General features: G+C 55.0%; 11 protein-coding genes and 1 pseudogene. 6 read left to right on the plus strand and 6 right to left on the minus strand.

What is annotated here, in order from left to right:
* The 5 genes and pseudogenes from ACR0MS_RS18795 to ACR0MS_RS18815 form a co-directional block, all read right to left on the minus strand.
* Window positions 1–405 (minus strand): annotated as a pseudogene (locus ACR0MS_RS18795) (hypothetical protein); the annotation flags it as partial.
* Window positions 399–827, minus strand: a complete 429-nt coding sequence (locus ACR0MS_RS18800) for a plasmid mobilization protein (RefSeq protein WP_082643591.1) — start codon at window positions 825–827, stop codon at window positions 399–401. The pseudogene ACR0MS_RS18795 and the gene ACR0MS_RS18800, both read right to left, overlap by 7 nt.
* 19 nt (window positions 828–846) lie before the next feature.
* Window positions 847–1,767: a helix-turn-helix domain-containing protein gene (locus ACR0MS_RS18805; protein ID WP_058281560.1), complete on the minus strand. Its 921-nt coding sequence runs from the start codon at window positions 1,765–1,767 to the stop codon at window positions 847–849.
* Window positions 1,768–2,034: 267 nt separating this feature from the next.
* Window positions 2,035–4,407: a transketolase gene (locus tag ACR0MS_RS18810; protein WP_480577260.1), complete on the minus strand. Its 2,373-nt coding sequence runs from the start codon at window positions 4,405–4,407 to the stop codon at window positions 2,035–2,037.
* A 14-nt stretch (window positions 4,408–4,421) separates the two neighbouring features.
* Entirely contained in the window at window positions 4,422–5,621 is a 1,200-nt protein-coding gene (locus ACR0MS_RS18815; RefSeq protein ID WP_480577263.1) for a methionine gamma-lyase, read from the minus strand.
* Window positions 5,622–5,736: 115 nt separating this feature from the next.
* Here ACR0MS_RS18815 and ACR0MS_RS18820 point away from each other — a divergent pair, with 115 nt between their 5' ends.
* The 6 genes from ACR0MS_RS18820 to ACR0MS_RS18845 all read left to right on the plus strand — a co-directional run bounded on the left by ACR0MS_RS18820 (window position 5,737) and on the right by ACR0MS_RS18845 (window position 11,266).
* Complete coding sequence (locus ACR0MS_RS18820; protein WP_170554944.1) at window positions 5,737–6,192, plus strand: Lrp/AsnC family transcriptional regulator; 456 nt, start codon at window positions 5,737–5,739, stop codon at window positions 6,190–6,192.
* A 170-nt stretch (window positions 6,193–6,362) separates the two neighbouring features.
* A complete protein-coding gene (locus tag ACR0MS_RS18825) occupies window positions 6,363–6,734 on the plus strand; it encodes a helix-turn-helix domain-containing protein (RefSeq protein WP_480577267.1) in 372 nt (123 codons plus the stop codon).
* A 939-nt stretch (window positions 6,735–7,673) separates the two neighbouring features.
* Window positions 7,674–8,561 (plus strand): LysR family transcriptional regulator, encoded by an 888-nt coding sequence (locus ACR0MS_RS18830; RefSeq protein WP_480577269.1) that lies wholly within the window; start codon window positions 7,674–7,676, stop codon window positions 8,559–8,561.
* Window positions 8,562–8,667: 106 nt separating this feature from the next.
* Complete coding sequence (gene wrbA, locus ACR0MS_RS18835) at window positions 8,668–9,291, plus strand: NAD(P)H:quinone oxidoreductase (protein WP_480577271.1); 624 nt, start codon at window positions 8,668–8,670, stop codon at window positions 9,289–9,291.
* A gap of 58 nt (window positions 9,292–9,349) precedes the next feature.
* The gene (locus ACR0MS_RS18840; RefSeq protein WP_480577274.1) at window positions 9,350–10,246 is read left to right on the plus strand and encodes an EamA family transporter; all 897 of its coding nucleotides are present in this window, start codon (window positions 9,350–9,352) and stop codon (window positions 10,244–10,246) included.
* 504 nt (window positions 10,247–10,750) lie between these two features.
* The gene (locus tag ACR0MS_RS18845; protein WP_480577278.1) at window positions 10,751–11,266 is read left to right on the plus strand and encodes a hypothetical protein; all 516 of its coding nucleotides are present in this window, start codon (window positions 10,751–10,753) and stop codon (window positions 11,264–11,266) included.
* 546 nt (window positions 11,267–11,812) lie between these two features.
* Here the strand turns inward: ACR0MS_RS18845 and ACR0MS_RS18850 are convergent.
* Window positions 11,813–13,885 carry an AIPR family protein gene (locus tag ACR0MS_RS18850; RefSeq protein WP_480577281.1) on the minus strand — a complete coding sequence of 691 codons (2,073 nt, stop codon included), beginning with the start codon at window positions 13,883–13,885 and terminating at the stop codon, window positions 11,813–11,815.
* Between the last annotated feature and the right edge of the window lie 2 nt (window positions 13,886–13,887).

Below are 13,887 nucleotides of genomic sequence, written 5' to 3' on the forward strand. Positions count from 1 at the left end.
ACCTGCCGTAACTTCGAGACAATCTCTTCGGGCTTCGGTCTCTTGTTTGCCATTCGTGGTCCTCCGTTTCCTAAACATAACGGTGGACCAGTTCAGTTGGGGAGGCTCAAAGGCGTTCATGACTTCGACCTGCTGGGCTTCGGTGGGTGCGTCCTCGCTGGCAAAGCTGATGACGCCCGCGCGGTAGGTCCACTGATTGCGACTGGCGTCGATCAGGGCCTCGGTGCGGGTGGAATCGCCGCGCAGCACTTCAGGCAAAGGATCGCGTATGACCGTCATGGGCTGGCCATCAGCATCGCGGATTAGATCGCGATTGGAGTCATAGGCCAAGACCTCACGCGTGACGAGATAGCCAACTGGACCAGCACCCGCGCCTTTGCCATTGGGAAAGAACTTGATCAGCATTGTCGTGCCTCATCAAGGATCTTGGTAAGCTGGCGTTCAATCACAACCAGTTGTCGGGCGACGGCCAGCGTATCCATGTCAACCCGACCAATCAGAAGCGCCCGATTCACAACCCGCGCAACCTGGTTGAGGTTACCGCCAATGCGCCCTAGTGCCAGGACCAGAGCGGGGTCGACGCGAGGCGCAGGCTTGCGACGACGTGCTTCCGTCAGACCCAAGGCTTCGCGCAAGAGGGTCGCGGCAGACACTCCGGCAGCTTCGGCTTTGGCGCGAAGCTCAGCCTTCTCAGCAACGCTACATCGAAAGACGAAGGTCTCGGTGAGCGGCGCTTTGGCGGGCGGCGTGCCTCCGCCGGTGGGGTTCGAAGGGGAGGCTTGCCACCCCTCGCAAGGTCCCGTGTCAGCAGCGCCAGCGTATGACATGGGTCGCCTTGCTCTTTGCTCAGACCGCATGGCACAGTTCCTGCTTCGATGGTGCAAACAGGGTCCAGCCTTCGGTGATGAGCCAGCTGCGCAACACGGGCCACTCGTTCTTGTTCGTTGGAGGGAACCTGCCGGGGAGCCAGTAGCCGCGCTCGTTGTTTTCGATGGCTTCAGGAAGTACCCGGTCGATCCAAGCACCAAACATTCGTTCGGTGAACTGCTCCCATTGGCGGCAGCCGAAAGATTGGCGCGAGACGAATTCGGGTTGCGCACTGCCCACGCGCGCCGAGTCGGATGGCCCACCATTCGGCAGATCCGGCTCAAGCGCGAGGTTTTGTTCTATGGATTGTTCTTTCTTTATATAGGAAAGATCACCCATGCGCCCTTTGTCTCTCACGGGCGAACCCTTTCGCCCTTCTGAAAGGCTCATCGGTGCATCCTTTTTCCTCCGGCGAAACGGGATGATTTTTGTTGGGGAGCGAAGGTCGTATTCTGTGTGATTGCCTGCGCCACGCCCTTCAGTTCGAAACAGCCAACCGAACTCGACAAGCTGTTTGAGGCAGCGTTTGATGGTTGCTAGCGACATTCCGACCAGGAACTCATCAAGCGTTTTTAGTGAGGGATTGAGTTGGCCGGTCCTGTCGTTGGCGAACTGTACCGAAAGCGCTGAGGCAACTACCTTAGTTGACGAGTTGAGGTCAGCGCATTGCAGAACGGCCTTGAGCCATTCAAAGCGATTGAGCCTAGACATATGCGCCTCCCGCGATTGCGGACCGGCTGCGAATTTGGTATTCTGTTCGTGCAGATAAATTTGCATTACCGTTGAGGTGGGTGGCCGCCCCCTCAGCGGTTTTTCTTTCACTTTTCTTCGGAAACCAGACCCTGAAAACAGAATAATCCGGACAAAATCCGGGTATGCTGCTGCGGCGGCGCAGTTCATTCGTATTTAACTGATTGATTTTATTGGTCGGAGTGAGAGGATTCGAACCTCCGACCCCTGCCTCCCGAAGACCGGTGCAGAGGGCCAAGTTATTGATTTTTAGTCAAAGGAGCCCTGTTTTCCGGGCGTTATCGCCAATCAAACCAGCCAAGTTCAGGTTCGGCAGGTTCATTGAACCTAAGAGCACTGTCTACATGGTCCGCTAGTTTTCTTGGTCTATGCTCAGTGCTAGTTTGTTCTCTACATTATTGCCCAGGTCCAGCCCAATTATGCACGGTGAAGAGCCCTGCCATGGGTCAGCCCATTCACTTTCTCCAGAATAGCGTCTGCGTCAATGCAGTGGTGGCGATATAGATCGCCGATTGTTCCGGTCTGACCAAAATGCTCGACGCCCATGGGAATAGTCTGATGTCCAAGCACTGCCCCGAGCCAGGATAGAGTTGCAGGATGACCATCGATAACGGTGACAAGCTTGCAGTGTGGCGGAAGGTCGGACATCAGGGTTTCGATGTGAGAGCGTGCCGCTCGATTACCACGCGAACGTGCTCGTTGAGCGGCGGTCCATCCGGCATTCAGGCGATCTGCCGATGTCACGGCCAACACACCTATGTCGCGACGGCCTTCGCCAATCATACCGGCGGCCTTAATTGCCTCCGGCGCGACTGCTCCTTGATAGGCAATTACAACTTCGCAATTGGGCCCGGGTTTTCGTAGCCAATAGGCCCCATCGATGGCGCCATGGCGGAACTCATCGTCGACACGTTTGCCGGGCTGTTCAATCGGGTTGGTGGTCAGGCGCAGGTAAACAGACCCTCCAGTTTCATCGCGCAGCCATGTGCGTTCGTCGGGCTGTCCTTCGCCGTCGCGCTGCATGTAATCAAAGGCCCACTCCATGATCACTGCCAATTCGTCGGCAAAGGCGGGTTCGAAAGCGGCCAGCCCGTCTTGGCTCATCCCGATCAGCGGTGTTCCAACGGATTGGTGCGCTCCACCTTCGGGGGCCAATGTAACGCCCGATGGTGTGCCAACCAGCATGAAGCGCGCGTCCTGATAACAGGCGTAATTCAGCGCATCGAGGCCGCGGCTGACAAATGGATCATAGACGGTGCCAATTGGGATCAGCCGCTTACCGAACAGGGAATGCGACAGGCCCGCCGCTCCCAGAAGCAACATGAGGTTCATTTCGGCGATACCAAGCTCGATATGCTGCCCTTCGGGCGTGAATTCCCATTTCGCCGTCGAAGGGATCCGGTGTTCTATGAAGGCGTCGGATTGTTCGGATCGGGCAAATAGCTTGCGCCTGTTCACCCAAGGACCAAGGCTTGTCGTGCCTGTCACATCTGGGGAGGTCGTCACTATGCGTTCGGCCATTGGGCCGTCGCCTTTGGACAGATCGTCAAGGATCTTGCCAAACGCCATCTGGGTCGAGATTTCGCGGCTGGTGTCGATTTCGATTGGCGGCACTTCCAGCTTGCCATCAAAATAGCGGCGCGGACCCTTGGCAAAGAAAGGCGTATTTGCAAGGAAATCCTTGAGCTTTTCTGGGTCCTGCACTGTTGCAAGCGGCTCCCATTCTTCGCCCTTCGGCACACCCATATGCGACTGCCACGCGGCAAACTGGCTATTGTTCATCAGCCCGCCGTGATTGTCCTTGTGGCCCGCAATGGGGGTGCCCCATCCTTTGACGGTGTAGGCTAGGAAGCACGTTGGGCGATCATGATCGATGGCGGCAAATGTCTGGGCCATGGTCTCGACGCAGTTGCCGCCGAGATTCTCCATCAGGGCCGCGAGCTCCGCGTCCGTGCGCCGTTCGATCAGAGCGGTCACATCTCCCTGATCCCCCAGATCGTCCAAGAGGCGCTGCCGCCAATTCGCGCCACCCATGAAAGTCAAAGCGGAGTAGTCCTGGTTTGGACACGCATCGATCCAGTCACGCAGGCGGTTGCCGCCGGGCTCTTCAAAGGCCGCGCGTTGCAGAACCCCATATTTGACACGCACGACATCCCAGCTGAACGCATCGAAGATTTTCTCGATCCGTTCGAACAGCCCTTCCCGGACGATACCGTCCAGTGACTGTCGGTTGTAATCGATGATCCACCACGTGTTTCGCAGGTCGTTCTTCCAGCCTTCCTGCAACGCCTCGTAAACGTTGCCTTCGTCCAGTTCGGCATCGCCCACGAGGGCCACCATACGTCCCATTGGGGCGTCTGAGCCCCAGCTTTTGACCCTGATGTAATCCTGAATGATCGAGGCAAACGAGGTGATCGCAACACCCAGACCCACTGACCCGGTCGAGAAATCAACATCGTCGATATCCTTGGTCCGGCTGGGATAACTTTGCACACCCCCGAACCCGCGAAAATTCTCCATCTTCTCGCGCGTTTGATTGCCCATGAGATATTGCATCGCGTGAAAAACTGGCGAGGCATGGGGTTTGACTGCAACCCGGTCTTCTGGACGCAAGGCCGAGAAATAGAGCGCGGTCATAATCGACGCCATCGAAGCAGACGAAGCCTGATGGCCACCGATCTTGATCCCATCCACCTTTGGTCGGACATGGTTGGCATGGTGGATCATCCAATGAGACAACCACAGCAGGCGCTGTTCGACGATCTTCAGTTGGGTGGGATCAATGTGCATGGCGGTCTCCGGGTTCAGGCGGCGCTGCGAGCAGGGTAGGGCAAAGCCTGTTCTAGGTCTGCAAGGATATCTTCGACATCCTCCAGCCCGACGGACAGGCGGATCAGGCCATCGCTGATCCCATGCTCGGCCCGCTCTTCTGGGGTATACGTCGAATGCGTCATAGATGCAGGGTGCTGGATCAGTGTTTCCGCGTCGCCCAAGGACACAGCGCGCTGAATCATGTTCAGGCGGTTCATGAACTCAATCCCACCGGACAGGCCGGACTTAATTTCAAATGCAATCATAGCGCCGGGTTGGGACATCTGGCGCTGTGCGACATCATGCTGGGCGAAACTCTCAAGACCGGGGAAATAAACCTCACCGACGGCGGGGTGCGCTTCGAGGAATTCCGCGGCGACCTTGGCGGACGCACAGTGACGATCCAGACGTAGGTTTAGTGTTTTCAGCCCTCGCAGGATCAACATTGCGTTGAAAGGAGCCATCACTGCACCTGTCATGTCCTTCATCCCAACAAGGCGGATTTCAGCAATCTGTTCGGCAGTTCCGACAACCAGACCGGCGACAACATCGCCATGTCCGCCCAGGTATTTGGTAGCGGAGTGCAGAACGATATCTGCACCATGCTCGATCGGGCGGGTCAGATACGGGCTGGCATAAGTGTTGTCGACGACAACCGTCGCACCGACCGAATGCGCAATCTCTGCGCTGGCGGCGATGTCCACCAAGCGCATGTTCGGATTGGCCGGTGTTTCGAAATAGACAACGCGGGTTTTGTCAGAAACGGCCGCTTTCAAGTTCTCAGGATCTGTCATGTCGACATGCGTGATCGTAACACCCCATTTCGCCAAACCGTGGCGCATGAAGGCGAAGGTGCAGCCATAAAGCGTTTTGTCCACGATAACTTCGTCACCTGGCGACAGCAGCGTCCAGAGCACTGCCGTGATCGCCCCCATGCCGCTTGATAGAGCTAACCCGGCCTCGGCCCTCTCAAGCACGGCAATGCGTTGTTCAAGAAGGTCGCATGTGGGGTTCGAAATGCGGCTGTAGATATGACCTTCACGCTCGCCGGCGAACATCTCTCCACCAGCCTCTGCGGTTTCAAAGGTAAACGTGGACGTCAAATGCAGCGGTGGTGTCAGCGCACCATCATTTTCCAGTGGGTTGTAAGCGTGGTGAATGGCGCGGGTGGCAAATCCGGTTGAACGAGTCATTGCAAGCTCCTGAATCATGTTGGAGCCAGTTTGCGCCTTTACTTTGAGCTAATGGTTGCTAAATATGCCAACTTGATCGGCGATATTGGCATATTCTGCCAAGAAAGAGGGTGAAATGGACGCTAAGGATAGGCAGATTATTCGAGCGCTGCAGCGGGACGGGCGCATGACGAACCAGGATCTTGCCGACGAAGTGAACCTGTCTCCCTCACCGTGTTTGCGTCGGGTCAAAAACCTTGAAGCCAACGGAGTGATAAAGGGATACAGCGCCGACGTTGACGCTGCCGCGTATGGGATGGCCATTACCGTCTTCGTTCGTATCCGGTTAGAGCGACACAATGAAACGGACGTTCAGAACTTCGAAAAGCGTGTTCGGATGATTGATGAAGTTCTTGAATGCCACGTGTTGACCGGGGCGATGGACTATCAGTTGCGGGTTTTGGTATCGGATCTCGAGGCCTACGAGGAATTTATTCGTCACCGAATTCATCCGATCGGTGGGATAGCTTCGATCGATACCAGCTTTGTCTATGGAACAGTGAAAAAGACCGCTGTTTTTCCGCCCGGATAGATGGGCCGAGTTAGAATGAGTCGTTGCCAATCGGCTAAACATTTTAGTTGATTGATTTTTTCCCTCCGCAATTTCCCATTCTCACCGTCGCTATATCAAAGACATGCAGCGCGTGCTGCATCACTTATGAGAGGATAGCGATGATAAACAAACCGTATGGAGACACCCGGATGGCGAAGTATGTCGAACGGAGGGTGCTCGAACTGAAACCTACCAAGAGCCAAGCCGAGATCGCGGCGCAGGTGGGATACGTCAACCCGAACATGATCACGATGATCAAGCAGGGTGGTTCCAAGGTAGCATTGGATCGCGTCCCGGCTTTGGCGAAAGCTCTGGAATGCGACGCTGCCTACCTTATGCGCCTCGCAATTGAGCAGTCGATCGGCCTGACTGCAGCCGAGGCAGTCGTCGAGGTGTTCGGAGAACCTATCACGTCGAATGAACTTGGCTGGCTGAAAGCAATACGCAAGGCCTCCAACAACACCGATCCTCGGCTGACCAGCCGGTCAGAGACGGCGATCAAGACTATCTTCGGGAGGTAGGAGCCATGTATGACCAGAAAGATGTCCTGACATTGAATGAGCGCGCCTGGTTGCGGTTCCTGCGCGACGTGAGCAACGGCAGAGATCCTGAACCTACCTTACAGAGAGTGCAGCTATTGAGGCGCCTTTGTCGACCTCACAAAGAAAAATGGAATGGGTTTTCGAGATTGCGGCGAGGAATGGCTGGTGAACCCTGCCTCGCCGGGTCCCTCGCTGATTGAACTGAGGCTGCACAAGGTTGACAAAGGTTTACATTCGCCTTCCCGGGATCGACGGAATGTAAACCTTTCGACCTAAAAACACCTCAAATCAGGCCAAAAGGTTTACACTAAGTTTACATTAAGTTGACAAATCTGGACCGGAATCAGGTTTTTCAGACCAAAATGTAAACCACTGAACCAGACAAACCCATAAAAACAACGGTTCTCAGAAAACACATATCCGAAAACAGGCCAGAAAAGCGCGCACAGCGACGAAACACAGACCAGACTGCCCACACACATAAGTGAACGGACGTAACTCAGGCCTGCTCACAACGCTCCTGAGAGATAACCACATTGAGAGCGTAAGCACAGGTCTATGCCAGGCAGTGTATTGAGCTACTCCGGAGAGAAGAAACCGACGATTGCTAATAGTGGGGGATTAGTCGTGAATAGTGAGCTGCACTGTATAGAGGCTGACTGTGCCTAGATATGCCAAGTAGTGCTATGTCCGTCCTAAAAGCTGGTAATCTAATAGGGAGGCTGGTGACGGGAGATTGTAGGGAGGAGCTCTCAGAACCGAAAACTGTTCCCGAGCTCAAGTTCACAGGTGTGATGGATGCTCCGCAAACAGAATTGAACTGGATCAGCTCGACCTGAAAGAATGTGAGTTTGGGCATGTCGTAGACCCGATCTATCGCGTAACACATCAAAAGCAGCTTTTTCGAAGGGTGATAACTTGGACAAACTGTCAGTCATGCAAGCTTTTCGCCGTATCGTTGAACGCGGCAGCTTTGCCCGTGCGGCGGAAGACCTTGGTGTTTCTCCTGCGCTTCTCAGCAGAGAAATCAAGCTTCTGGAAGAAAGTCTGGGAACCGTCCTCCTCACCAGAACGACCCGATCTATGTCACTGACTGACACCGGCAGTCTCTATTACCAAGATGCAATTGGAATACTCGACGCTGTCGAAAAAACGGAACAGACCATCAGGGAAGGTGCAAAAGCGATGCGTGGGCACCTTCGGGTGAATGCGTCAAGTTCCTTCGGCCAAACCGTTATCGCACCGATGCTTCCAGAGTTCTTGGAAACCTATCCCGATCTGCGATTTACTCTTTCGATGGACGACAAGGTGATCGATATGGTCGAGGGCGGGTTCGATCTATCGATACGTATCCGTGCTGCCATGCCGGATTCGGCACTTGTTGCCCGACGGATCGGCGTGATGCGGCAAAGAATATTTGCGTCTCCTGACTATTTGGAGCGATGCGGGACGCCGACCCAGCCGGCGGATCTGAAAAACCACGCAATCATCGGCTTTTTGCTTGCTGATCATTTGACGAGCTGGAAGCTCTCGGCTGCCAACTGCGTCACATCATTGGAACTTGATCCGCGTGTGAGGGTTGGTAACAGCCTCGTTTTGCGTGATCTGCTGATAGCCGGGCAAGGCATCGGAACTCTGCCCGAGTTCGTTTCTGATGCTCCTGAAGCTAGCGGGGCCTTGGTGAGAGTTCTTCCTGACCACGAACTGCCCGCGCCGGAAGTATTCGCCGTTACTGCATCTCGCTTGGGAATGGATGCAAAGGTCACAGCCTTTCTTGATCATCTGCGTCTGGCTCTCAGGTCCTGACATTATTCAATACAGGTAAAGAGTGATGTCAAAGAGCGCGACTTAATTGGCGGCGCAACAAATTCCATTCTCTCAGGGAACAAGTCACAGCCCTGAGAGGTATCCTATGTCACGTATTCTCGTTCTCTACTATTCAAGCTATGGCCACGTCCGCACATTGGCCGATGCCGAAGCTGAAGGCGCCAGAAGTGTTCCCGGCACCGAAGTTGACGTTCGGCGTGTGCCCGAAACTGTCCCTGAGGAAGTCCGCCAGCAGGCTGGCTATGTCGTAGATGATACACCTGCCGCCTTGCCGACAGATCTGGAAAACTATGATGCAATCATCATTGGAACACCGACCCGATTTGGCATGATGGCTGGCCAAATGAAGTCTTTCCTTGATCAGGCCGGAGGGCTTTGGGCAAGGAACGCACTGGTTGGTAAGGTCGGGGCGGTCTTTGCATCAACAGGTTCGCAACACGGTGGGCACGAGGCCACCCTTCTGACAACGCAAGTCCCTCTTCAACACTTTGGGATGCTGATTGCCGGAATGCCATACACATTTGCTGGCCAGACTACATCAGAAGAAATCATTGGCGGCGCACCATATGGTGCCGGAACGATCGCCGGTGCTGATGGTTCCCGCACACCTACTGAAACCGACCTAGCCGGAGCGCGGTTCCAGGGCGCTCATGTTGCAAGTATTGCAGCGTGCCTCGTTGGATCAAACCTCCAAGCGAAAGCAGCGTAACCCGCGCGCCTCTGACGTCTCACTCAAATTCTCAAACGCCTCAGCCGGGAGACATACCATGTCACGCTCAACCGATATTCTACTCACCTCACTCGCCCCAGCGGTATGGGGAAGCACTTATCTGGTAACTACCGAAGCGCTCCCGGCTGGCTATCCGATTACCCTGGCTGCGTTACGAGCTCTGCCTGCTGGCTTGTTGCTGCTTGCAATGACGCGCAGTGTTCCATCACGCGAATGGCTCGGTCGAGTTTTCGTTTTAGGCAGCCTCAATTTCGCTCTGTTCTGGGTGCTCCTCTTCGTTGCTGCGTATAGGTTGCCCGGTGGTGTGGCCGCCACCCTGGGATCGTTGCAAGCAATGATCGTGATTTTGATGGCGTGGGGATGGTTGGGAACCCCAATCCGACTTGGTGCGCTCGGCGCCGCAGCGACTGGCGTAATGGGTGTGTCTCTGCTGCTGATCGGACCAGAAGCACAACTTGATTGGATCGGTATAGCAGCGGGTTTGGGAGGAGCTGCGTCAATGGCTGCTGGCACTGTTCTCAGCCGGAAATGGCAACCTCCGGTCTCGGCGCTGAGTTTCACAGCGTGGCAATTAACAGCCGGTGGATTGATACTGCTGCCAGTCGCACTGTTCCTTGAGCCGCCTCTACCTGCGCTCAGCGCGACAAATGTCGCCGGCCTTATTTGGCTTGGGTTGATCGGTGCTGCAGCAACCTATGCGCTTTGGTTTCGTGGCATTGCGCGCCTGGAGCCCAGTGCAGTCTCGATGCTCGGCATGATGAGTCCTGTAACAGCTGTCGTGCTCGGCTGGGTATACTTGGGACAAACGCTTAGCCTCACTCAGTCTATAGGAGCAGCCATAGTTATCGGCTCTGTTGTGGTCGGCCAGAGCGTGAGTCGAAGGGGCAATTCGGGTTTGAAAAAATGGAGACCAGCAACAGCTGGATCTGTCTGATGGGTGCTGACTCGCAAACAATGGGCCCGATCACTCAAGTGAGTGAGGAATGGTTCAGCGCTTCGCTTTAGACCGTTCGCCAGAGCCCAACAATATCGATGTCCTAGGTTTCCCGGCGCATGATAAAGGGGATGGGTTCTGGCGCCACAGCGTTTGGATGGTCCAAAACTCCCATTAGCGATTTGGCATTGTGGAACAACAAACCAAACGCTGAACACGCTCAGCGTGCATGTATCATTCTGTGATTGGCAAAATTCAGGTGACCCAATTTGATTGCGAAAGCATGACAGTTGTCTGGTCCATGGGGACGATTGCTACCTGTGCCTGCAGACGGTAACCTAATGTGCTTTCTAGAAAGCCCTTCAGTAGGTCTGGCGAGTTTCCCGATTGCTCGGTCAGTTCCGGCACCTCGGGATGTGGAAACTTTTTGTCTGAGGTTACGCATCCCGAGAACGAGCTTGCTATAATTTTATCTAGAACAAAATCATCCAAGGAGCCAAATACATGAAGGACTGGGCAGTTTGGGACGAAAATGGCCGCAGCAGGTGCCATTCCCTGCATCAGCGCATGCGCCGGGAGCTGCGCACCAAATTGCTCGACTACGATTTCACCCACTTCATCACGCTGGCATCTAATTACCAACCCTTGGGGTATACGCAAATGCGTGTGTTGCTGAAAGAGTGGGATGCACGTGTAAACCGCGAGATTAATGGGCCAAAGTGGGGCAAGCGCCCGGACGAGCGACTGGTATGGTTTGCCTTCCCGGAAAAGTTGGATGTGAACCCCCACTGGCACATGATTGTGCAAGTGGATCCAGACATCGAGTCTTCCGCACGAGCCGCTCGCACCGAGCGCTTGCCCGAGATCGGGAATATGCATTGGCTGAGCCTAGTGCGTCAGGGGTCTTTTGACTGCCAGAGCATTGAATCTGCTGGAGTTATCCGGTATATTACGAAAATGAACGCAGAGGAGACGCACTTCGAAAAATTCGTTGTGTTTCGGGAGTTCATGAACATCTAGGTAACCGCCAGGGGCCTGTCTGCAACGCTGCAGGTGACCAGCTACTTCCTTTTCAAGCCATCTTAATGCGACCTGCACTTGGGTAGTAATGCTTTTCTATCGCTTGGAGGAAGGGAACGAGTTGCCAGCAATCAGAACTCTATAGCTAGGAAAGTGACTTGGCTGAGCGCCGACCGAAGGGAGGTGCTCATCGGACCGAGAGAGGCCGAAGGCCACGCGAGGGAGAACGCGATCGGAAGGAAGGAGGCTGCTAAGAATGAGAGATCCGCGTCTACAATCTGTTTAGGTTCGCCTTTGCGTCGTTTGAGGGGCGCAACTCGGAGGTCGTCCACAAGAAACTGACCGGCCAAACTAACAATTGTCCTAGCAATATCTGAAACGCGTTTCGGCAAATCCCGCGCCACAATCAACGGGTCAATGAACAACTAATAAGGAACTTGTTCGGGACAAACTCAGTCCGGTTAAGAAGCATGCCCTCTTTGATGCACCATCTGACTAGGGAACAATACGTCCCGGCGATTCAACTACCAAGCGTTGCACATTTCGTCATTTTCTTGAGGGTGCGTATCCCTGCTCTCGCGCCCGCTCCATAACTGCCATCGCCTTGACCGACTGCGCTTCTGACAAAGGTCGCAGCCGAAGCTGTGTAGCCGCCTCTAGGATACCATTCTCGGTGGGAGTGAGACGCATGCTGGAACTGCGTGCCCAGTCCCGCAAAGAAGCCCATTCATGTGATCCAATTTCTGCAACTGTTGCCTGCGCTTGAATTCCGTCAACCATGCGTTGATCGCGACGGCCTTCCGAAGCTCTTTCGCGACGTTCCGCAGTGCCTATCAGAAAGTCCGAAATGTCGCTGCGGAAATCGAGTTCGATTTCCATCGCGGCCTCGACACACGCCTTCCGTTTGGCCCATTCCGTCGGATTACTGCCACCAGTCGGAGGAGACAGGAGATGCATGTGCATGGCTTCTCCGTATTGATCGAGAATATCGATCAGCGGGTCGGGTAGGTCCTGTGCATTCCAGATCTTCTTTAAGTCGATCGACTGTTTCTGCTGTTCGATGTCACGGACAAGCTTCGATATCGCGTAGCAAACCGTGTTCGCGCGGAGGCCACCGGTATACCATGAACCGGCTGCATCCGAGACGATCCGTTCGGTCTTGCGAAAGAAAATCAACTTCGATACCGCGTTGCGGAACCACTCTTCCGAGAAAGCCTCATCGCTCTTGTCCCATTCCTTGCCGATCGCGTGCGCGAAATGGGCGAAGTTCTTCTGCGCGCCGAGGCTCACGATTTCAGGGCGGCCACGCCATGCCATTTCGGCCTTGGCGAGATCGGTCTTAGTGAAGAGCTGTGCCCTAGGATGTTCGAGGTCGAACTTACGCCGCTGAGCCGGTGTCAGGCGGGAGCGGCGGTCTGCGAACTGGCCGCGCGCGCGTTCATAGAACCATCGGCTCTGCGTGAAATTGCCGTCTTTCGCAGGGGCGTAGAGCCGGCGCGATATTTCCTCGATTCGGACGTGGAAGGGGTGATTGGAAAAGAAGTCCGCTGCCGCGATCCGATTTTGACTGTTTGCATATCGGGAAATGTCCGGCACGATCTTTTCGGCCTTTTCCGCATCGACGATGGACAACTTCATCTGGACAAACGTCTTTGACAGATCTGTCCCGGCGCGTAGAGCGGCGTGGATGGATGCGCTGGTCTGCCCTCCATTCACAATCTGCAGATTCGTCAGGCGGGTCATTAATGGGACGCCGTTGCGATGTTCGATCTCGACAGCCTCGGCTGTCGCCGTGATCCCGTTATTGTAGGCGAAAAACATGGAAGGATCTTCCTCGATCGTCTTTCGAATGCCCTTGTTTACGTTGCCGCGCGCTTGCAGAAACACGCGCACGTTCTGTTCGAGAAGGCGAGCTTCCCATCGATCATAAATCGAGGCGAGAACCGATCCGGGAAGTGCGGCGAGATATGCCTCGTAGGGGGAGTCCGGCATATGAGCGGGAAGCACAGGGATCGCGCCTCCATGCTGGTCGAGTTCCACGATAATGTCCTCGCGCCCCATCGCGGAACTCTCGATACGCTCGAGGCGGGTCACATCCCAAACGCTGTAACTGACCGGACGTTCTAAGAACTCCGTCATCTCACGACCATCGACGCGGCTGCTGAGTTTGCGGTCGGTGAGGAGGAGAAGCCGGATCTTCTTTACCGTTGACCAACGCGCTGCGATCATGTCGGCTAACTCGAATCCCGGCGATGTCTCCTCGAGCCGATCTCGCCAATCCTCGTCCAGGGCCGCCTTCAAATATCGGAGAGGCCGCTTGAACTGGTTGTTCAATTCTGTGCCAGTCAACGTCGGCGCATTCGGATCGTCAGCATGATCAACAACGAGAAGAGTCAATTGCTTCGATTTGCGCGGGTCGCCACCCCAACCGTCCACCCGGATACCGGATTGCGGTGTGCCCCGATGGTGAAAATACTCTAGGGTATCGACCTCGCCTGAACCGGTTATCGTATCGGTAACCCGTGCGAAAAATGCCTCTTCCATCGACGTCCCGTTTGCTTCGGACAGAAGCCGGACGTCTTCTCGTAGCATATCGGGATATTGATCGACATCGCTCATGT

The sequence above is a fragment of the Ruegeria sp. CJ2 genome (assembly GCF_056536745.1).